Here is a 20,330-nt window from a genome sequence, read left to right on the forward strand (position 1 = left end):
CTCCGATCAGCGTGGCAGGGCAGGGTGCTGGGTGTACCCGAGCATCTGGTCGTAAAGATCAGCACGCCGGTCCCGCTGCAAGTCGTTAAGACTGTTCCAGATAGGCGCGCTGCGGGCACTGGTGAGATCGACATCGGCGAACAGGATCTCCTGCCGATTCGCCGACGCCACGGTACCGATGGGCCATCCATTGGTACCGGCAATCAGCGAACATCCCAGGTAACGCGCATCGCGCTCCTCGCCGATACGACTGGCGGCAGCGATAAACACGTTATTGACGTGGGCGGCGGTCATCGTGAGATACGACGCCATGCACTTCCCCGCGTCGTCGAACAACGGCGGCGGGGTCCACACCCAGTTGTTGAGGCTACAAATAATATCGGCGCCTTGCTGGCTGAGGATGCGTGGCACCTCGGGAAACCAAATGTCCCAGCAGATCAACAGGCCAATACGGCCTATGGGTGTTTCGAAAACGGGGAATCCTGTATCGCCGGGAGTGAACCAGAGCTTCTCCAGGTTCCACAGATGGGCCTTGCGGTACTTGCCAATAAAGCCATCCGGCCCCAGCAATACAGCCGTATTGAACAGCTGCATAGCGGAAATTTCGCTGAGGCCTGCCACCAGGTACACCTGATGTTTACAGGCAAAATCTGTCCAGGCCTGCACACTTGGCCCACCCGGAATGGCCTCGGCATGATCAAACGCGTCCTGACGGCTGGAGAAGAAATAGCCACAGTTAGAGAGCTCTGGCAGCACGATCAGATTGGCACCGCCGCTCACTGCTTCCGTCGCCAGCTCAAGGCTATGACGCAGGTTGCGCTCCCGGTTTTCCATTCCGACCTGGGGATCAAACTGTACGACAGCTATGCGAACAGGACTTGTTGGATCGCTCATTGCGGGTGACCTCTTATTTTTATTCAGCCAGAAGTGGCTGGATGTTTATAAGAGGCGACCTGATGTTTAAATGAAAGTCGGACGCGTCCGATAGCAATGTAGTTTGCTTCTGCCAAGGCTTTTGCATGGTGTGTTTATTTTGCTGGGGGTGAATACTCTGTTTTGTATTCTGGATAGTCTTGCATTGAGAATCCTCCATTGAAGAGGGCGCCAGTTCTATTGCAGATATTTATGACGGTATCTATTGCGCCCCTGAAACAAGGCTCTGTCCATCCGGCATCTACTGAAAAAGATTCGCCGCAGAGGTAAAGTCCAGACTTGAATGAGTAGTCCTTATTGTATTTCATTAAGCTGACAGCCTCATAGTAGGTCCCTGGTCTGTACAGTTTTGCGCATCCCAATGAGTTTTGGTCATTCATCCAGCGTTGCACGATGGCCTGCTCGTGGCCGATGTATGGAGAGATTTTTTCTTGGATGTTAGTGGATTTAACCAGGATTCTATCCAGCTCTTCTATGCACTTGGTTATTAACTCTTTGTCACTTAGTGAAGATAATTTTGTTGCGTCATCTTCCCAGGTGTAGCTCAAGAGTATGCAGTCGTAGGTGTGATGCTCGTTGTAGCGATAGGTATATACATCATGTATGAAACTGTCGGTAACGATGGCTTGCGGGATCTTCGTGTTTTTGGACAGGAAGGTTTTTTTTAACGGGGCGTACACTTTGCAGCTGGTTTCCCAGTGAGCAGTTTTATAGGCATTTATCGTGTCGTAAGGGAGCATCTCTTCATCGAAACCCTCAAGCAGTATTTGTGTTTCGATTATCCAGGAGGGGAGCGTGATGATGACCGAGTCGAAGTCGGCATGGCAGACTTCAGTTTTTTTGGGGTTACTAGCATTCCAATGATAATAAACGCGCGTTTTCCCATTTCTCAGCTTTTCCAGTTTTTTTACTGGAGAGTCAGTCAGTAATCCATCCGTCTTCTTGAGGCTGAGGTCATACACGGAGTCGCTTATTTCAGGAGTACTCATAAAGAGCAGACATTCTGCCAAGGCCCCGAGACCTTTGTAGCTGGGCTTATTAAACTCTAGTCCCCGAGAGTCAAAAACGGCCGGACTTCTCAGGTGCGGCGAGTCGACTGCCTCGCCATCCAGTTTGACCCGGCCATGAATTAGCTGGAGGTGACTGCTGAAACCAAAAATCGCAGTCCGCAGGGGATAAAGCGAGCAAATGTCATAAAATGCTCCCCAACTGCCATCGCCTATTCCAATTGCATAGAACACAGCCGACTCTTGCGTCGTCATGCCCATGCCACCGAAGTCACCGGGGCGTTCCTTGTGCCAAGACTCAATAACCGGCATTTTCACTAAATCCCTAAACGAGATGCTTTCGTACTTTTCAACTACCCTGGTCCAAAATAATTCCCATTGCTCGCTTCCGTATAATTCCGCAACTTTCTGAGTCATACGGTTCGCAAAGTTTCGCCATTTTGCAGACACTGCACTCAGGGTCTCGCCAGGTGGAGGCGTTATACCATCTTTGTTTTTCCAGATCAGCATGGTGGGCTGACTACTATTATCTATACTCCCTTCGCGTAAGTAGATCCCGGTCGATGTGACCCACGGGCTTCCCGGATTTGGGAAGTTTGAATGAACAAGATCAAACGCTTTGGTGTAATAGGCCATCATGGATCGGCCTTCAGTGGGGTTTTCATCAGATCGATTAAAAAAGGGCATACGCATCGCGCCCATTTCAAAGGGCGGTCGTCCTGTATTGTTGGAGCGCTGTCCACCAAGAACGGTAAGGTGTCTGCCTCCGATTCTGTTGGATTTCTCGATCAGGGATATGTCTTTAAAGCCGCAGCGATACAGTTCTCTTGCTGCAGTAAGGCCTGTGATGCCTGCCCCGATGATACATATTTTGTGGTCCAAATGAGGCGCCTTTGCAATTCCGCCTTTTTGCTCCACTAAGGCTCGATAATCGAAGCATAAGTCTGGTGGGCCAGGAAAACGGCCCCGCCATTTATTTCTGGTAGATCTCTTTTCTCTGGAAGCGCGGGCAGCAATATCAGCCGGGTAATTGAAGTCTGATCCTATGGTCATACAAGTCATCCTTGATGTTCTATGTTCCTGGATAGTTAGGCTGCTCGTTGTGTCGAGGAAGATAAATAGGTGGTTTGTATTTTTTTTACGTACGTTTTCGTGATTTTTTGTAGGTTGGTGCATTCGAACTGGCAGGCTATTGGAGAAAACGAGGTATGTGGGCTTGCCAAATGCGTTTGACTCTGGGAAAACGCCCATTTGGCGCGATCCGCGCATTACACAAAACGAGAAAAAATGAGCACCGAACTGGAAATCACCGACATCCGCCTCGGCGACGGCAAAACCGTGGTCAAAGGCGCCCTGATCACCACGCAATACACCGGTACTCTGGAAGACGGCACGGTGTTCGACTCCTCATGGGAACGCGGCAAGCCGTTTCAGTGCGTGATCGGCACCGGTCGCGTCATCAAGGGCTGGGACCAGGGGCTGATGGGCATGAAAGTTGGCGGCATTCGCACGTTGTTTGTGCCGGCGCACCTGGCCTACGGCGAGCGCTCGATGGGGGCGCATATCACGCCCAACAGTAATTTGCGGTTTGAGATTGAGTTGCTGGAAGTACTGACGCGGGATGATTGAGGGGCGGTGAACATGGATGTTGTTGAAGCAGGGGAGTTGCCGCGCAGTTCGATAGCGGGCATTCGGGTGGTTGAGCTGACCCTTGAGGATGAAGCCGAGTTGCAGCGCTTTTTCGAAGCAGCCCCGGAATATTTTCTCGCGGTCAACGGTGAGCCAGCCACACCCACGGAGGCTCGGGATGAGTTGACTCTTGAACTGCCCGACACCTGGAGCTACACGCGGATGTATTGGATTGGCTACCGCAATGCCGAAGGGCAGTTGGTTGCGGTGGTGAATGTGGCGTCAGATCTGTTGGCGGTCGGGGTTTGGCATATCGGGTTGCTGTTGGTGGCCACGCCGTTGCATGGCAGCGGTTTTGCGCGGCAGTTGCATGCCGATTTCCAGGATTGGGTAGTGAGCCTGGGCGCACGCTGGTTGCGGTTGACGGTGGTGGTGGGGAACGTCAAGGCTGAGCGGTTCTGGCCCCGGCTTGGGTATGTTCAGGTGCGGACTCGGGATGGCATCGAGATGGGGCGGCAGGTGAATCGGGTTTCCATTCAGGTGAAGGCGTTGGCGGGTGGGGCGATCAATGAGTATTTGGCGCTGGTGGAGCGTGATCGACCGTCTTCTGCGTAGCAGCTGTCGAGCCTGGGAGAGGCTGCGTTCGGCGACTCGGTGGAGTGTCTGGCTTGATGATCGCAGTGTGGCCGACGCAGCCTCGCTTGGGCTCGACAGCTGCTACGGGGGGGAGAGCTGCGCAGTGGTGCGTACCTGAACCCTCCCTGAAGAACCTGCCCAAACCCATCGGGTAAATTTTCCTACGGTTTACTCTCATTAATTCGGAGCGTAAGCTTCGCGCGTTTTCATCAATAGCGGAGACCCTCAGTGGGTACTTGTTCGAGTGACAGTCGTCGGCCGGTCTCGATAACCGGCACATACTTGGCAAGATAACGCGCATTTTTCCGATGCCGTTGTCTCGCCCAGAAGCGAGAAGCGGCATTTCGATGGCGGCCAGTCCTGGCCCGATTCCGAATTCCCTCTCATCGACGCTTAACAGTACGTGATGCCTTGCATCGCGGTACTGCGGACGCGCCTGTCGTTTGCGACGGGCGGGCCTGTCCTGTCGTGCCCGTGACTCAATCACGGCCCAGGATGGTCGTACCTGGCCGAAGGTTTCCTCGCGTAAGTTTGGCTGGTCATGAATAGGGAAGACGCCTATGCAAGCAATCAACAACATCAACCTCAACTCGCTGATCGACACGCTGGTCAGCCTCACCGCGGCCTTCATTCTCGGTGGCCTGATCGGGTTTGAGCGTCAGTACCGCCAGCGCACGGCGGGGCTGCGCACCAACGTGCTGGTGGCGGTGGGAGCGGCGATTTTCGTCGACATGGCCAACCGCCTGGGCGGCGCCGAAGGGGCGGTGCGGGTCGTGGCCTATGTGGTCTCGGGCATCGGTTTTCTCGGTGCCGGTGTGATCATGCGTGAAGAAGGCAACGTGCGCGGCCTGAATACTGCGGCCACGCTCTGGGCGTCGGCGGCGGTGGGTGCCTGTGCCGGTGCCGACCTGATCCTCGAAGCGCTGCTCGGTACGCTGTTTGTGCTGGCGGCCAACACGCTGCTGCGCCCGATCGTCAATAACATCAACCGCCAGCCACTGGACGTGGTGTCGGCCGAGGTGACCAACATTTTGTATGTGGTAGCCCGGCGTACCCAGCAGAAGGCGGTATTGGCCTTGCTCGAAGCCGAACTCGCTCGCTGCAACTACCCGGCCAGTGATGTGGACGTACGTCCCTTTGGTCCTGAAGAGGTGGAAATCGAGGCGACGCTGGCCGTGACCTCGGTAGACGGTGATGAACTGGATGCGCTGGTGGCGCGTATTTCCACTTCAGCCCTCGTGGTGCAAGCGTTCTGGAGTCCGAGTACCACCGACTAGGCCGCCTTCGCGCCCCCGGGGCCGGCTCTTTACTATGCTTGTGGTGAGGAAAAGTCCTACATTCAGCTGGGACTATCCCTTCAGTTGTTACGCCGTTCCATTGGTAAGGTTGCGCGCTTGCGACTAGCCAGGCACGCAGGTGCCGCCTACCTAGGGTTATGCGCTGTTCAAATGGAGGGACCCGACTGCTGCTTGTAGGACTGTTCAGTTCCGTTCGTCGGAACTGTCATTTCTCACAGGTAGATAGGTCCCGTGTGATGTGTAACGGTACTGAATCCTCCCAGGGGAGCCTTATGAGCAAAGCTTTAATCGTGGATGACCATCCATTTATCCGCGCAACCGTCCGCTATCTGCTGAAGCAGGAAGGCTTCGACACGATCTTCGAGGCCGGCAACGGCGCCGATGCCATGCAGATTGCCCGGGAGGAACGCCCCGAACTGATCATCCTCGACCTGGCGATGCCGAAGCTGGGTGGCCTGGAGGTGATCAGCCGGATCAAGGCGCTGGGCCTGCCGTGCAAGATCCTGGTGCTGACGTCCTACCTGGCGGTGTTTTTTTCCACCCGCTGCATGCGTGCCGGCGCGATGGGGTTTGTCGCCAAGACCGGCGAGCTGGATGAGCTGCAAAAAGCGATCAAGGCCGTGATGTCCAACTACAGCTGCTTTCCGAGCCTGCCCACCAGCTCGGTGCGCCGCGACGATTTGCAATCCACCGAGCAGGACCTGGTGGCAGAGCTTTCCGACCGCGAGCTGACCGTACTGCAGAAGCTGGCGCTGGGGTTGGGTAACAAGGAAATTGCCGAGGACATGTTGCTCAGCCACAAGACCATCAGCACTTATAAAACCCGACTGAAGGAGAAGCTGCGGATGTCGTCGGTGGTGCATTTGTCCAAGTTCGCCCAGCGCAATCATCTGATCTGAAATGATCAACTTTCGGGTCTTGTGGCTCAGCGCAAGTGTGCTGCTGGGCGCGCTCTGCACACAAGGCCTGGCGCTTGGCGAGCCGCGCAACCTGTATCTGTTGGGGCATTCCGTCATTGAAACGCCCGCCGTACGGCTGCATGAAACGCAGTGGAGCTGGCTGCGCGAACGGCGCCGGTTGTTGATGGGGATCTCTGGGCCCGACTACGCACCATTCGAGTTGAGCACCAGCGATGAACTCGAGGGGATTACGGCGGATTACGCGTCGCTGATCGCCGATGCGCTGAACATCACGATAGAAGTGCGCCGCTACGACAATCGCGATGAAGTCATCACCGCGCTCAAGCGTGGCGAGGTGGATTTTGTGGGATCTGCCAACGGCTACGAGGCGGCAGACCCGCAGCTGGTACTCTCGCGCTCCTATGCCATGGATCAACCGACCCTGGTCACCCGCACGGGTGACAGCCAGGGCCTGAGCAGCGACCTGGCCGATAAACGTGTGGCGATGTTTTATCACTACATGCAGCCTGACGCGGTGCAGGCGTTTTACCCCAATGCCCGGATCCAGCTGTTCCCTTCAACCTTCGAGGCCATCGGCGCGGTTGCGTTCGGCCATGCAGATGTTTACCTCGGCGATGCAATCAGCACCAACTACCTGATCAACAGGAACCACCTGAACAACGTCCGCATGGCCGACTTCTCGTCACTTGAGGTCAATCCCTTCGCGTTTGCATTTTCCCGGGACAACGCGCGCTTGCTGCCGATCATCAACGCGGCACTGGCGGTGATCCCGGTCAGCGAGCAGATGGAAATCCTGCGGCGCTGGAGTGCCGGCAACCTTGGGTTCCTGGGGCCGGACCGGTTGCGCTTGAGTGCCAGTGAACAGCGTTGGCTGGACAAGAACCCGAGGATCAAGGTCGCGGTACTCGACAAGTTCCTGCCGGTTTCATTTATCGACAAGCAGGGCGCGTTCGAAGGGTTGAGCGCCGAGGTGCTGGCCCGCATCAGCTTGCGCACGGGATTGAAGTTTGACTTCATTCCCGGCACCTCGATGCTCCGGCAAATCGACAGGGTCAACACCGGTGGTGCAGACATGATCGCGGTGGTCACCCCCAGCGTCGAGCGCACGGACAAGGTACGCATTACCCGGCCTTACCTGACCAATCCGTTTGTGTTGGTCAGTCGCATTGATGACGGCAGCCCCCTTACCCTGGAAGACATGGCCGGCAAGCGCCTGGCGCTGATTGGCAGCAATAGCCTGCAGGAGGGCATCGCCCAGGACTATCCGAGCATCAAGTTCGTGGACGTCGAGAACCCCGAGCACGGCATGGAGCTGGTGGCCGATGGCGGTGCCGATGCCGCCGTCAATACCTTGATCAGCGCCCGCTACATGATTGCCCGCGAGTACCGTGACCGGTTGCGGATCACCAGCACGGTCGGGTCCGAGCCGGCCCGTATAGCCTTTGGCGTCAACCGCAGCCAACTGGAGTTGTATTCGATCCTCGACAAGGCGCTGCTGAGTATTACGCCCCAGGAAATGGACGAATTGGCTGGCCACTGGCGTAGCGAGGTATTGGTTGAAGACAGCTACTGGGCGCGGCACCGCAATGCGATTATTCAAGGTTTCAGCCTGGCGGCGCTGCTGTTGCTGATCACCCTCGGCTGGGCGATTTATCTGCGTCAGCTGATACGCAAGCGCGTCGAGGCCGAACGGGCGCTGAGTGATCAGATGCGCTTTATGGGCGTGCTGATCGACGGCACACCCCATCCGATTTATGTGCGTGATCGCCTGGGCCGGCTGATGGCGTGCAATAGCGCTTACCTTGATGTGTTCGGTTTCAAGCTGGAGGACGTGACCGGTAAAACCGTGGTCGAGACCGACACCGGCAATCGCCCCCAGGCCGAGTCTTTTCATCAGGATTACCTGCGCTTGATGGAGCGGGGCGAGCCACAGATCCAGGACCGCGTGCTCAAGGTGCCGGGCGGTGCGGTCCTGACCATCTACCACTGGATGCTGCCGTACCGCGACGGTAATGAGCAGGTGGTGGGCATGATCGCCGGCTGGGTGGATGTCAGCGAAAGGCAGCAACTGCTCGGCCAGTTGCAGGAGGCCAAGGAGGATGCCGACGCGGCCAACCGCGCCAAGACCACGTTTCTCGCGACCATGAGCCATGAAATCCGCACGCCCATGAACGCCGTGATCGGCATGATCGAACTGGCCCTGAAAGCCGCCGAGCAGAACCGGGCCGACCGCGATGCGCTGGAGGTGGCCGCCGATGCGTCAAAGGGTATGCTGGAATTGATCGGCGATATCCTCGATATCGCGCGTATAGAATCGGGCCACCTGTCCCTGACCCTCGAGCCTTCGAACCTGCACGAGTTGCTGGCGTCGGTGGCGCGGGTTTTCGAGGGGCTGGCGCGGGCCAGGGGCCTGGTACTGCAGGTGGAGCTCGACCCGCTGATTGATCGGTACGTGCTGGTGGACCCGATGCGCTTCAAGCAAGTGGTGTCGAACCTTTTGAGCAACGCGATCAAGTTCACCCCTCACGGCCGGGTGCGGCTTGGCGCGTCCGGCTCGTCGGCGATTGCCAGCGGCTACTTGAACCTCAGGCTGTGGGTGGAAGACACCGGCATCGGCATCAGTGTCGAAGACCAGAAGCGCCTGTTCAACCCGTTTATCCAGGGCAGCAACACTGCGCAATCGGCGCGCAGCGGTTCGGGCCTGGGCCTGGTCATCAGCCGCAACCTGTGCGAGATGATGGGGGGGCAATTGCAATTGAGCAGCCTGCTGGGGCAGGGCACTCGGGTGGATGTCACCCTGGAGCTGGCAGTCGCCGACACCACGCTGATGCCGCCCGTACCGATTGCCCTGGAAACACCGCCGGCCCACGCGCTGAACATTCTGGTGGTGGATGACTACCCGGCCAACCGGCTGCTGCTGGCCCGGCAATTGAGCTTCCTGGGGCACCGGATCACCACCGCCGAAGATGGTGTCGAGGGGCTTGAGTTGTGGCTGTCCGGGCATTTTGACGGGGTGATTACCGACTGCAATATGCCGTTCAAGGACGGTTATGAGTTGGCGCGGGATATCCGCACCCTTGAGGGTGAGCGTGGCCTGGCGCCGTGCCTGTTGCTGGGGTTTACCGCCAACGCCCAGCCCGAGGAAGCCGAGCGCTGCCGGCAGGCGGGCATGGATGGCTGCCTGTTCAAACCCACCGGGCTTGAGGATTTGCATGCGGCCCTGGCGCGGCGCACGGCCACACCTTCGGTGGCGCCCGGCACCACGGATGAACTGGCGGCAGACTTTGACTTGAGCCACCTTGAGAAACTGACCGGCGGGGATATCGACGCGGTGAAGGAGCTGCTGGCGCCCTTGCTCGACAGCCTCGAGGCAGACCATGGGCAGCTGGTGAACCTGCAACGCAAGGCAGACTTTGCCGGCCTGCATGACCTGGCCCATCGCACCAAGGGCGGGGCAAAGATGGTCAAGGCCCATGCACTGATGGTTTGCTGCGAGGTATTGGAAAGCGTTTGTGAACGTCAGGCCCGCGACGAATTGGCCAGTGCCGTCGATGGCATGGATGAAGCGCTCGCGCACCTGCACCACGCGCTGTCGGGGTATTGCAATCAGACTTGACCGGTGCGGAGGGGCATTGAGCTGTTTGGGACAACTCCTACGTGAAGGTGGAACATGCCTTATTTAGTCTTCGGAATATGTCTGGAAAATAGTGCGTCCAGTCCTTCACGAGCGCTTCTTGCTCAGGTGTTCGCCATGCCAAACAAAGCACTGACCCTCCTGATCGCCGATGAACAGCATCTGCAACGACTGTACATCGAAAAAATGCTCAACCAACTGGGCTACTACCGCATCGTTCCGGTGCAGACCTTCGAAGAAGTGCGGATCCTCACGGCGATTCCGGCCAGGCCGTTCGATGTTCTGATCATCAACGCCGGGCTGGCAGACAGCGACGGCGGGGTGCTGGCCTTCCAGGAACAGCACCCGCAGATTCGCCATGTGCTGGTCTACGATATCCGCGAACTGGGCACGCCGGCCGCCGCACCAACCCTGCTGGTGCGCCTGCCGGGTACCCCGGACAGCATCAACCTTGAACACTTCATGGACATCATCGACCCGCCGTCAGCCACCGACGGGTTGCGGGTGTTGCCGTGGCTGCGGGAGTTGTCCGGCAGCCCTGCGGCTTAGTCCCAGTTCGGCGCGATGCCTTTGGGGCTGGTCAGCCGATGGCCACGCTCCAGGGCGGCGATCTGCGCCATGTCAGCGTCACTCAGGGTCAGGTCCAGAGCCTTGAGGTTGCTGGCCAGGTTGGCGCGCTTGGTCGACGACGGGATCACCGCGTAGCCCAGTTGCATGGCCCACGCCAGGGTCACTTGCGCCGGGGTTGCCTGATGACGTTCGGCGATCTGCTGGATCACCGGGTCCTTCAGCACTTCGCCGTAGGCCAGGGTCATGTAGGAAGTGATCTGGATGCCATGGGCCTTGGCAAACTCCGCCACGGTGCGGTTTTGCAGGTACGGGTGCAGTTCCACCTGGTTGGTCGCGATGTGCTCGGCACCGACGGCGGCAATTGCCTGCTTCATCAGGTCGACGGTGAAGTTGGAAATACCGATCTGGCGGGTCAGGCCCTGGCGCTTGGCTTCCAGCAACTGGCCCATGAACTCGGCGACCGGTACCTGGTCTTCCGGCGATGGCCAGTGGATCAGGGTCAGGTCCAGGTAGTCGGTCTGGAGTTTGCGCAGGCTTTCCTTGAGGCTGGGAATCAGCTGGCCTTCGGCGAAGTTGGCGATCCAGATCTTGCTGGTGATGAACAGTTCGTCCCGTGGGATGCCGCTGTCGGCGATGGCCTGGCCGACGTCGGCTTCGTTTTCGTAGATTTGTGCGGTGTCGATGACGCGATAGCCCAGCTCCAGGCCGGTGCTGACGGAGTCGATGACGACCTGGCCTTGCAGGCGGAACGTGCCGAGGCCGAATGCGGGAATGGACATGAGTGACTCCTGAAGTGGTGTGAACAATGGAGTCGAGTATCGGCCTCTCGTTCCTTCGGAAAAACCGCTGAATCCGAAAAGGACTCTTTACCAAAAGTCATGAGTGGCCGGCGGGTGGCCACACGATATCCCTCGAGAGCGGTCTTACCGGGTAGATGCGGGGGGCTGTCGGACATTTCGGGCGTTACTTGATAAGGGGCGCCTCTTTTTACCAGCAGGAGCTAGCGCAAGGACCAAATGCTCAAGGCCTTACAGCACCGAGAAACCTTGAGCAGCGGTCTGAACAGTCGAGTTCAGGGTGAACCGTCCTTGAGGGTCTGGAAGGCTTTTACGCGCTTGACCAGGCTTTTCTTGCTGGCCGAATCGGCACTGTTGAACAGGAACGAAAAGTCCGAGGCCAGGGTCGAGCTGCCGGCGATGGTCGCGTACTGATGACAGGCATTGCAGTTGTCGCCCTGGACGTAGGTCTCCAGGGTGGTGTTGGCCACCGGTACGTTGCCCTGGCTGATAAATGGCCCGTAGGACAGCGGCACTTGCGCACTGACACCCGGTTCCGGCTGGGTGGGCGGGTTGGGGGTGAGGGTCCAGAGTACGTTGATCAGTTTGTAGTACTGGAACACCGATTTGCCTTGGCTCTGTTGGGCAAAATTGGCCTGCACCGCGCCGTTAAGCGCCTGCAGTTCAGTGGGCAGCGGATGTTCCCGGGTGGTCTGCACGGGTTGGTCCCGTGGAAACGGCTCGGTGCAGTCGCGGTCCGGATGCTGCTGCTTGCACTGGATACGCGCCACGTTCGGCGTGCATTCGGGGCCGGTGCCGCAGTTCGGGTTGTTGAAGGCAAAGCTGTCGGGCGGCGTTTGTTGTGGCGGCACCTGGTCGGGTTCCGGCACGTTGTCCACTTGCTCGAAGGTGGTCCAGATGAAGTTGGGCGAGGCCTGGGTCTTGTTGATGATATGCAGGCCCACCAGGCCCACCACCTGCTGGGTGCACTGCAAGGTGGCCGGGTTTTTGAGCCAGGCGACCGTGGTCAGGTAACGTCCGTAGAGCTCGGGTTTGCCGGTGAGGATTCGCCATGCTGCCTTGACCTCCAGAGCTCCCAGTTGCTCCTGCGGCACCGGGTTGGGCGGCAGCGAGCGCATGGGTTCACCGATGGGCAAGGACAGCCCGCCGGGGTTCTGGTTGTCGAGGTTCTGCGCGACTTTCAGCTGGTTGGCCGCGTCGTACAGCCCTTTGCTGACGATGTAGTCGAACTCGGCCTTGCCCACCTTGCGTTCAAAAAACACCAGGTTCTGCGACTGGTCCGTCAGCCAGCCGCCGGAGGCCTCCATGATCGGGTCCGGAATCGAGGCCAGGGTGCCGCTGGACAGGTGAAACCCATGCCGCGCGTTGATCGCGCTTTCGGAGGTGGCGGTCATGAACTTGCGCGCCCCCACCGACATCGCCCTGAGGCTGCCCTGGGTGCTGCAATTGGACGGCACCAGGGTTTGCACGCCCCAGCCGGTGGGCGCGGGCGCGCCGGGCAGGAAGATATCGTTGGCATCCTTGTAGCTGGCCCATACCGGCGCCACGCTCATCGGCTGGCCGGAGGCAGTCGGTACGCCGAATTGCGCCAGGGTACTGTTCATGTCCGGCTCACCCGCGAGGGCAGGCGTGGCTGGCCAACCGGGATTCACCGGCCAGTTCAGGGCAATGAACAACTGCCAGCCAAAGCAATTCATGAAGCTCTGGCCGGTGGCGTTGAAGTTGTTGATCGGCAGGAAGCCGCCGCTTTTCGGGTTGAACACCAACTGTTGCTGCACGCAAGCGTCGGCGTCGGAAGTGGGGGATGCGTAGGCGGCCTGCAGGGCGAACAGGCTCAGCACCACACTGGTCAGCAGCGATAAAACACTCAAGCGTAACCTAGACATCATCGCGCTCCTTGCAAGCAGGTAAAGCCGCACCCTGGGTGGGTGCGGCTGATGGGCTGTATCAGTCAGGCGCCAGGCACCAGCGCCAATCCGGATTCCCATGGGTGTTCCGTCGCGCTGGGGTTATCGGCTTCGCCCGGGTTGAGGGCGCGCACTGTCACCAGCCCCGGTGCGGCAGTGGGGCTTACGGTGATGGTCAGCAGGTAGCCCTGGGTGCCACCGGAGTTGGTTTGCCCGGGGATGGCCGAGGCGTCGGGCAGGAACTTTGTGACCTGCGCCGTCACCCCAGGATTGGAGAATTGCACCCGCGCCGTCTCGGCGGTGGTCTTGAGGTCGGCGCCTTGCACCACCAGGGCAAACTGCCCGCTGGTGCCGGGTGCCAGCCAGGCCGGCAGGTCGGTGGGTGACTGCCCGTAGAACAGGTCCAGCGGCAGCAGCTGTACCGGCCAGGGTTGCACGCCGTTGACCCGGTCCGTCACGCACGGGCAGGAATCCGGCGTCGGGCTGATGGGCGTGGTTGTCACACTCAGGCCCACCAGCAACTGCTGGGCAATCACCCACACGTAGTCGATCGGCTGGCCGCTGATGGTGATGTCGTTGATCGAAAACCCGGCGCTGACCGGCACTTCAAACACCGCTTGCAGAATCTGGTCGGAGCCGTTGGCGGCGGACTTGGCGGTGCCACGGGTGATTTTCCAGTACTGGCTGACGTCCTGGCCCTGGGGGCCTTTCCACGCCGAGAAGTCGGTGGGTTGTTGCAGGTACAGGCCGATGGGGTTGGTCAGGGAGAGCCGGTTATTCACTGCCACGCTGTTGGCCGAGAAACCGATATGCGGATCGGAGTTGCGGTAGTTCTGCCCGTATTGCGCGCAGCAGATCAACGCCTGGGAATTCTGGCTGCTGCTCAATGGCCGCAGGATGGTCGCCGCGGCAGCCAGGTACACCTCGGCGCTCAGGGTGTTGGGGCCGGAGGTCAGGTGCATCGCACCGCCGTATTGGCCTGGCACACAGGCGGTGCCGGCGTTCCATTTGTTGACGGTGTCGTAGGCCGGTTGACCGGTGGTGGGGTCGATGACCGGGTCGCCGGCCTTACCGGTCGGGCAGTCGGCGGTGTAGCGCAGGTACAGGTCTTCGAGTTGCACCTGCGGGTCGATGTAGTCGCGATACAGCCCCAGTACAGCAGTCGGATCGATGCGCCACATGGCCAGGAAATACGCCGGGTTTTCGCAAGTGAAGGTGATCTTGCGCATGTTGCCGTCGGCATCGCGCACGATGGACCACTCGCAATATTCGTCAAGCCAGCCACGGGGGCCCGAAGGCGAGAAATCCTTGTACTTGCCTTGCCAGTCGATGCTCGGGCAGCGAGTGACGGGGAGTTGCAGCAGGGTGCCTTGCTTGTTCGGGTCGTAGAGCATGTACAGGGTATTATTGATCGTAATCTGGCCGTTGTCGGTCAGCTCCATCACCTGTTGCATGGACATGGCCTTGCCGCCCAACTGTGGAATCACCGCTGTGCCGTTGTTGTAGAAAAACGTCCACAGCCGATTGGGGAAGGGCGCCCAGGTAATCGCCGGCGGCGTGGTGGGGCCGTAGCCTTCCACCAGTGGGTTGTAATAGCCCGAGCGCGGCGCGTCATTGAGGCCCGACCACGGGTTGCCGATGATCGCGGACTGGGTCCAGCCGGTGAGGTCGTTGTTCCAGTCGGTTTCAAACTGCGGCAACTGGTTTTCCAGGCCCAGCTTGTTGTAGTCCTTGGGAGCTTGCCCGGCGGGAGAGGTGAATTGTTTGAAGGGTGTGCTCATGTCGATTCTCCAGGTGTTGTTGTGGTGGAAACGGAGCAGCAACCGGCACTGGGAGCAGGGCCGGCGACGGTTTGGCGCGGGTCGTCCCACACCAGTTGGGCGATAAAGCCAGGCAGCGGCGCGTACTCTTGCGGCGTCAACACCCGGGCACTATCGAGATGGGTCACCACCACGGATAACTGCGTGGTGTCAGTGGGGCGAAGGTTCAATGCGGCAGCAGTGCGCGCGGCATTCAGCGCGCGTGACACGCCATGGGTGATGCAGCGGCCCTTGTCATCCACCAGGCCCATGCCGATGCGACTGAAGCGCCCGACATAGTGCGGATTGTCGGCGCTCACCTGCTGCGGCGTGGCGTCGGGCTGGTTGAGGAATACGTCGATCAGGTAGGTGTCGTGGGTGCAGCGCACATGGTCGAACACCACCCACGGGCCCAGGCTTGCGGTTTGTTCCTGCGCTTGCATCGGCGTCGAACTTTGCTGGCAGCAGGCTTTTGCGGCCGGGCGGCGGGTGCCAAAGGGCGGTGCGACGGGCACACCGTAGTCATAGCCGATATGCCGACTGTCCTGGGCCATGTCCCCCAGGGTGGTGTAGCGCCAGGCGTCGGCACTGGTGAAGGTGACATCGTCGGCCTCGCTGCCGGCAAACGGCTGGAGCAGGCACTGGGTGGTGTACTGCGCTGCCGGGTGGGCGCGGATCCAGACCTCCAGCATCCGGTCGATATTGGCGTGGTAGGAGCTGAACACCGGGTCGAACGCGGTGTAGGCGTTGTCGGCCATGTCGCCGCCGATCCAGCCGTGATAGTTGTCGTGGGGCTGCTCGTAGAGCCCGTCGAAATTCAGCGCGCGGTTGGGGTACAGGTCATCTTCCTGGGGGGGATCAAACACCGGGATGTTCGCCCAGGGATAACCTGGCACTCCCTGGGGCTGGCTGAAGGTGTTGAACTTCAGGGCATCGACCACCTGTTGCTGGAAAATCCGGCTCATGCCGTACAACTGGGTGCGTTCGACGCGCTGCGTCTCGCCCCGGGTGTAGAACAGCGGGTTGCGTTGCACGAAGCGGCAGTCCACACCCGGTACCCCGGCCTTTTCACAGACCTTCGAACAGCCGTCCTTGGCAGCGGCGTAGCGCAACGGATTAGGGCGAACCTCGCCGGTGTGCGGGTGCACGTAGGTTTCATCGAGAAACGCCTGGGGCAAGCCGGCCTGGGGGCTGCCGTCGACACTGGCGTCTTCGGCCATCCAGTCCCAGTAGGGAATGGGGCAGTCGATCAGCGCTTCCAGGTACAGCAGATAGGCCCGGTGCCACAGGGCAAACGCTTCCTGGTAATGCAGGCACCAGTTGGTGTGGATATAGGCGTAACGCTGCCACGGGGAGCCGCTGTCGGCGTTGGCCACCTGCATTACGTCATCGAGGCGTGAGCGGTACAGGTTCAGTTGTTCCTGTGTCAGTGCGCGAATGTCCTGGCGCACGCGTTTGACCGGGTGAGGCAGGTCGGGTGGGGGGATGCGTTCTGCCTCGTCGAACGGTGAGGCGAGAGTGAGGCGCCAGCCCTGGTTGACCCACAGCCTGAAGGTTTCCAGCGCGTCGATGGGCCAGAACTGCTGCTGGTCGAGGGTCAGCGGCATGCTGCGGGAGGCCAGGTGCTGGTAGATGGTTTCGGACCAGGTCTTGACGGAGGCGGGGTCTTCGAGGAATACGAAGTAGGCGTTCATGCAGCCCACCCAGGAGGCGGCGACGGCGGCGCGTTGCTCTTGGGGGATCCAGTAGGGGGCGCTGAATAGGCCGTGGATATCGGTGGCCCATGTCGGTTTCGCGACTATCATAAGATCCCTCTCATGCGGCCCCGGTGCCTGATTTGGCTGGGCTGCTAAGCTGGATTGATGTTAGTGCGCCACCGCGCAGGATTTGTGCAAATTGGTGGGTGTTTACGGTGGATTCATTGCAGTTTTTTCAAGGAAGATATGGAAAAAATGACAGATGCCATGGATTTGAAGATTCTGGGGAAATTGCAAAGGGATTGCAGTCAGAGTCTGGAGTTGTTGAGTGACAGTGTCGGGCTGTCTTCAACCAGTTGTTACCGGCGTATCAGGCGGTTGGAGAGTGTCGGGATTATCAAGGCCAAGGTGGCGGTGCTGGATGAGCGCAAGCTTGGGATTCAGGTTACGGCGTTCTTCCTGATCAAGCTTGATAGGGACAGCAATGATATCGACCGCAAGATGCAGCATATCCTGGCGAGTCATCCGGAGATTCAGGACTGTTATCTGCTGACCGGGGAGTTTGATTTTGTGATGGTGGCGAAGTTTCGGGATGCTACTGAGTACACTGATTATATCTATCGGTTTTTAGAAATTTATCGGGATATTCCGATTCGTACTTATTCGTCTACTTTGGTGGTGCGGACGGTTAAGAAGTCTTATGAACTGCCGTTGCCGGGGTCTTTGGTTTGAGTACATATCCGTTTCTTCGGTAACGGCCGCTTATGGTTCCGCTCTTACAGCGGGTCACTTTTGGCAAACGCCCGGAATGCCGGCCCAGCCAAAAGTAACCAAAAGGTCTTTGCCCCACCACTCGGTGCCTCGCCTAGGCTCGGCATGCCCGCACTCCGTGGTTCTGCTTTTCTGTGGGAGCTGGCTTGCCTGCGATGCAGACAACTCGGTTTTTCAGATACACCGAGGCGATGCCATCGCAGGCAAGCCAGCTCCCACATTTGAACCGTGCCCGCTTTAACTTTTGATTTTGCTTCACAACGCTCCAAAAGTGAGCCGCTGTAAGAGCGGAACCAATACCAGCCCTGACCGCAGCAACGGATATGCCCGCCTCACCCCGCCCCAAAAAAGAAGCTTTTATGACAAAAGTTCGGTAGTCCCCAGCGACCCCCGTCTTGGCTATGTAACGCGCTCAACACCGCCAAAAAAGGCGACGTCAGAGCCGCAAGCAGGATGCCAGGAGTGGGGCGAATGGGAACTATGGAACGTTACTCGAAAGTCGGCATGCAGGAGCTCGACCAGCGCCTGTCAAAGATCGTCGAAGCCGCACGCAAAAAACCGGTCTCGGTCTACCGCTATGGCGCACCGTGGGTATGGATCGTCTCCCAGGACGACTGGCAAGGCGCGCTCAAGGAAGTCTCCAGCTACATCCCCGCAGGCCATTCGCTGGTCTTGTTGCGCCCGCAGATCGACGACATCCTCGACCTCCACCGCGACCTGCTCCAGGCCCAACCCGGCACCCAGATCGCCCCCCAGACCGTCTTGCAGATCCTGCTGCTGCAACTCCTGTACTCAGTCCCCAACGAACAGCAACTGCACGAACAACTCAACTACAACCTGCTGTTCCGCTGGTTCGTCGGCCTCGACCTGAACCAGAAAGTCTGGGGCATCAACCTCCTGCAACGCGACATCGCCACGTTCCTGAACAACCCGCAGGCGGTGCAGTTGATCCAGAAAATCATTGGTGAAGTGTTCTGTGGCGCCTTGCTGCACATGCCGGAGTTCTCCCTGAACTTCGCCCTGCTGCACACCTGGCTCGCCCGGCATGGCAACACCTCGATATCCAGCAATTGAACGGGCCAAACGCCGGGCAAACGGCGACGGCAATCATTCTTAGTAGACCAGGGGGCGGTGTGGAGCATCTGTTCAAATCAACGCTGGCGCTGTGCTGGCTGACGCTGGGTGCACTGGCGCAACCGGTACAGGCCGAAGAGCAGGGCACCCAGCCCGAGCCTCCGGCACGGCTGGTGGACGTCAACGAGTACTTCGTGCGCGGCAACACCGTGCTCGACGCTCGTGCGATCGAAGAGGCGGTGTACCCGTTTCTCGGCCCGCAAAAGACCCTCGCCGACATCGAAGGCGCCCGGGATGCCTTGCAGAAGATCTATCAGGCACGCGGCTATCAGTCGGTGTTCGTCGAACTGCCGGAGCAGAAGGTCGATGACGGAATCGTCTACCTGCAGGTCAGCGAAACCAAGGTCGGGCGCGTCCGCGTGGTCGGCGCCAAGCACTATTCGCCGGTGGAAATCCGCGACGAAGTACCCGGCTTGAAGGAGGGCGCGGTTCCGGATTTCGCCAGCGTGCAAACCCAACTCGCCGGCCTCAATCGCAGCGCCGGGCGGCAGGTCACGCCGCTGGTCCGCGAAGGCCAGCGCCCCGGCACCATGGACGTCGACCTGCAGGTGGAAGACCAGAACCCCTGGCACGCCAGCCTCGGCCTGAACAACGACTACAGCGCCGACACCAAGGAGCTGCGCAGCGTCGCGACCCTGGGTTACGACAACCTCTGGCAACTGGGCCACAGCATTTCCCTGACGTACTTCACCGCACCCCAGGACAGCGACAACGCCAAGGTCTGGTCGGGCTCCTACACCGCGCCGCTGACTGATCGCTGGAGCCTGCAGTTCTCCGGTTATCAGTCCGACAGCAACATCGCCACCATCGGCGGCAGCAACGTGTTGGGCAAGGGCCATTCCTACGGCGTGTCGGCGATCTACAGCCTGCCGGCCAGTGGCAATTGGGCCAATTCGTTCTCTGCCGGGGTCGACTTCAAGGACTTCAAGGAGCAGATGAAGTTTGGCGGCAGCACGGACGATATCCCGCTGAAGTACGCACCGCTGACCTTCGGCTACAACGGCTACCGCTACACCGAGCAGTCGCAATTGGGGCTGGGCTTGAGCCTGGTGGTGGGTACCCGCGCGTTCTTCGGCTACGGCAGCGACGCCGAGGAGTTCCAGTACAAGCGTGACAAGGCCAGCCCGAGTTTTGCGGTGCTCAAGGGTGACCTGAATTACACCTACACCTTCGGCAACGACTGGCAGTCGGCGTCCAAGGCCGGCTTCCAGCTGGCCTCGGGGCCGCTGGTGTCCAACGAGCAATATTCCGCCGGCGGTGCTACGTCGGTACGCGGGTATCTCGCCGCCGAGCGCACCGGCGACGACGGCTACCTGTTGTCCCAGGAGCTGCGCACGCCGTCCCTGGCCAAGTTTCTCGGCAGCTACGTGCAGGAGTGGCGCTTCTACGCGTTCGCCGAAGGCGCACGCCTGCGCCTGCATGACCCGCTGCCCGAGCAGGAAGACGAATACAGCCTGGCCAGTGTCGGCCTCGGCACCCGCGCCAGTTTGAGCAAGTGGTTGTCCGGCAGCCTGGATTGGGGCTACCCGCTGCTTGAAGGCCCAAATACCCAGAAACAGGACTCGCGACTGCACTTCAGTGTGCAGGCGACTTTCTGA

The 20,330-nt window shown here is 59.5% G+C and carries 15 protein-coding genes; 9 read left to right on the forward strand and 6 right to left on the reverse strand.

Features of this window, described 5'->3' with window-relative positions; all coding sequences use genetic code 11:
• Nucleotides 1-6: 6 nt before the first annotated feature.
• Nucleotides 7-894 (reverse strand): nitrilase family protein, encoded by an 888-nt coding sequence (locus HX811_RS06845; RefSeq protein ID WP_032899456.1) that lies wholly within the window; start codon nucleotides 892-894, stop codon nucleotides 7-9.
• 134 nt (nucleotides 895-1,028) lie between these two features.
• Nucleotides 1,029-2,993, reverse strand: coding sequence for an FAD-dependent oxidoreductase (locus HX811_RS06850; protein ID WP_177045312.1), 1,965 nt, complete (start codon nucleotides 2,991-2,993; stop codon nucleotides 1,029-1,031).
• A 234-nt stretch (nucleotides 2,994-3,227) separates the two neighbouring features.
• On the opposite strand from HX811_RS06850, the gene HX811_RS06855 reads away from it, so the two are divergent.
• The 6 genes from HX811_RS06855 (at nucleotide 3,228) to HX811_RS06880 (ending at nucleotide 10,606) form a co-directional block, all read left to right on the forward strand.
• On the forward strand, nucleotides 3,228-3,569 hold the full coding sequence (locus tag HX811_RS06855) for an FKBP-type peptidyl-prolyl cis-trans isomerase (protein ID WP_003211564.1): 342 nt from the start codon (nucleotides 3,228-3,230) through the stop codon (nucleotides 3,567-3,569).
• Between the two features lie 12 nt (nucleotides 3,570-3,581).
• Nucleotides 3,582-4,184 carry a GNAT family N-acetyltransferase gene (locus tag HX811_RS06860; protein WP_134326880.1) on the forward strand — a complete coding sequence of 201 codons (603 nt, stop codon included), beginning with the start codon at nucleotides 3,582-3,584 and terminating at the stop codon, nucleotides 4,182-4,184.
• Nucleotides 4,185-4,765: 581 nt separating this feature from the next.
• The gene (locus tag HX811_RS06865; RefSeq protein ID WP_003211562.1) at nucleotides 4,766-5,482 is read left to right on the forward strand and encodes an MgtC/SapB family protein; all 717 of its coding nucleotides are present in this window, start codon (nucleotides 4,766-4,768) and stop codon (nucleotides 5,480-5,482) included.
• Between the two features lie 293 nt (nucleotides 5,483-5,775).
• On the forward strand, nucleotides 5,776-6,402 hold the full coding sequence (locus HX811_RS06870) for a response regulator transcription factor (RefSeq protein ID WP_003211560.1): 627 nt from the start codon (nucleotides 5,776-5,778) through the stop codon (nucleotides 6,400-6,402).
• Between the two features lies 1 nt (nucleotide 6,403).
• The gene (locus tag HX811_RS06875) at nucleotides 6,404-10,039 is read left to right on the forward strand and encodes a transporter substrate-binding domain-containing protein (protein ID WP_177045314.1); all 3,636 of its coding nucleotides are present in this window, start codon (nucleotides 6,404-6,406) and stop codon (nucleotides 10,037-10,039) included.
• 135 nt (nucleotides 10,040-10,174) lie between these two features.
• Entirely contained in the window at nucleotides 10,175-10,606 is a 432-nt protein-coding gene (locus HX811_RS06880) for a hypothetical protein (RefSeq protein ID WP_003211555.1), read from the forward strand.
• Here HX811_RS06880 and dkgB read toward each other — a convergent pair.
• The 4 genes from dkgB to HX811_RS06900 form a co-directional block, all read right to left on the reverse strand.
• Nucleotides 10,603-11,406, reverse strand: coding sequence for a 2,5-didehydrogluconate reductase DkgB (gene dkgB, locus HX811_RS06885; protein WP_003211554.1), 804 nt, complete (start codon nucleotides 11,404-11,406; stop codon nucleotides 10,603-10,605). The two genes, HX811_RS06880 and dkgB, sit on opposite strands and share 4 nt — an antisense overlap.
• Before the next feature lie 293 nt (nucleotides 11,407-11,699).
• Nucleotides 11,700-13,310: a hypothetical protein gene (locus HX811_RS06890; RefSeq protein WP_177045316.1), complete on the reverse strand. Its 1,611-nt coding sequence runs from the start codon at nucleotides 13,308-13,310 to the stop codon at nucleotides 11,700-11,702.
• A gap of 65 nt (nucleotides 13,311-13,375) precedes the next feature.
• Nucleotides 13,376-15,112 carry a hypothetical protein gene (locus HX811_RS06895; protein WP_177045318.1) on the reverse strand — a complete coding sequence of 579 codons (1,737 nt, stop codon included), beginning with the start codon at nucleotides 15,110-15,112 and terminating at the stop codon, nucleotides 13,376-13,378.
• A complete protein-coding gene (locus tag HX811_RS06900; protein ID WP_177045320.1) occupies nucleotides 15,109-16,935 on the reverse strand; it encodes a tyrosinase family protein in 1,827 nt (608 codons plus the stop codon). The genes HX811_RS06895 and HX811_RS06900 overlap by 4 nt, the downstream gene beginning before the upstream one ends.
• Before the next feature lie 159 nt (nucleotides 16,936-17,094).
• Between HX811_RS06900 and HX811_RS06905 the strand changes: the two genes are divergently transcribed.
• The 3 genes from HX811_RS06905 (at nucleotide 17,095) to HX811_RS06915 (ending at nucleotide 20,330) form a co-directional block, all read left to right on the forward strand.
• A complete protein-coding gene (locus tag HX811_RS06905) occupies nucleotides 17,095-17,559 on the forward strand; it encodes an Lrp/AsnC family transcriptional regulator (protein WP_032899475.1) in 465 nt (154 codons plus the stop codon).
• 519 nt (nucleotides 17,560-18,078) lie between these two features.
• Complete coding sequence (locus HX811_RS06910) at nucleotides 18,079-18,672, forward strand: transposase (protein ID WP_087694077.1); 594 nt, start codon at nucleotides 18,079-18,081, stop codon at nucleotides 18,670-18,672.
• Between the two features lie 113 nt (nucleotides 18,673-18,785).
• Nucleotides 18,786-20,330, forward strand: coding sequence for a ShlB/FhaC/HecB family hemolysin secretion/activation protein (locus HX811_RS06915; protein ID WP_371132377.1), 1,545 nt, complete (start codon nucleotides 18,786-18,788; stop codon nucleotides 20,328-20,330).

It is taken from the genome of Pseudomonas sp. F8002 (assembly GCF_013385495.1).
Lineage (GTDB): Bacteria > Pseudomonadota > Gammaproteobacteria > Pseudomonadales > Pseudomonadaceae > Aquipseudomonas.

What these genes read in the sequence shown, in the direction of transcription:
- HX811_RS06845 (WP_032899456.1), bottom strand. Translation starts at nt 894, where the DNA reads ATGAGCGATCCAACAAGTCCTGTTCGCATAGCTGTCGTACAGTTTGAT.
- HX811_RS06850 (WP_177045312.1), bottom strand. Translation starts at nt 2,993, where the DNA reads ATGACCATAGGATCAGACTTCAATTACCCGGCTGATATTGCTGCCCGC.
- HX811_RS06855 (WP_003211564.1), top strand. Translation starts at nt 3,228, where the DNA reads ATGAGCACCGAACTGGAAATCACCGACATCCGCCTCGGCGACGGCAAA.
- HX811_RS06860 (WP_134326880.1), top strand. Translation starts at nt 3,582, where the DNA reads ATGGATGTTGTTGAAGCAGGGGAGTTGCCGCGCAGTTCGATAGCGGGC.
- HX811_RS06865 (WP_003211562.1), top strand. Translation starts at nt 4,766, where the DNA reads ATGCAAGCAATCAACAACATCAACCTCAACTCGCTGATCGACACGCTG.
- HX811_RS06870 (WP_003211560.1), top strand. Translation starts at nt 5,776, where the DNA reads ATGAGCAAAGCTTTAATCGTGGATGACCATCCATTTATCCGCGCAACC.
- HX811_RS06875 (WP_177045314.1), top strand. Translation starts at nt 6,404, where the DNA reads ATGATCAACTTTCGGGTCTTGTGGCTCAGCGCAAGTGTGCTGCTGGGC.
- HX811_RS06880 (WP_003211555.1), top strand. Translation starts at nt 10,175, where the DNA reads ATGCCAAACAAAGCACTGACCCTCCTGATCGCCGATGAACAGCATCTG.
- dkgB (WP_003211554.1), bottom strand. Translation starts at nt 11,406, where the DNA reads ATGTCCATTCCCGCATTCGGCCTCGGCACGTTCCGCCTGCAAGGCCAG.
- HX811_RS06890 (WP_177045316.1), bottom strand. Translation starts at nt 13,310, where the DNA reads ATGTCTAGGTTACGCTTGAGTGTTTTATCGCTGCTGACCAGTGTGGTG.
- HX811_RS06895 (WP_177045318.1), bottom strand. Translation starts at nt 15,112, where the DNA reads ATGAGCACACCCTTCAAACAATTCACCTCTCCCGCCGGGCAAGCTCCC.
- HX811_RS06900 (WP_177045320.1), bottom strand. Translation starts at nt 16,935, where the DNA reads ATGATAGTCGCGAAACCGACATGGGCCACCGATATCCACGGCCTATTC.
- HX811_RS06905 (WP_032899475.1), top strand. Translation starts at nt 17,095, where the DNA reads ATGGATTTGAAGATTCTGGGGAAATTGCAAAGGGATTGCAGTCAGAGT.
- HX811_RS06910 (WP_087694077.1), top strand. Translation starts at nt 18,079, where the DNA reads ATGGAACGTTACTCGAAAGTCGGCATGCAGGAGCTCGACCAGCGCCTG.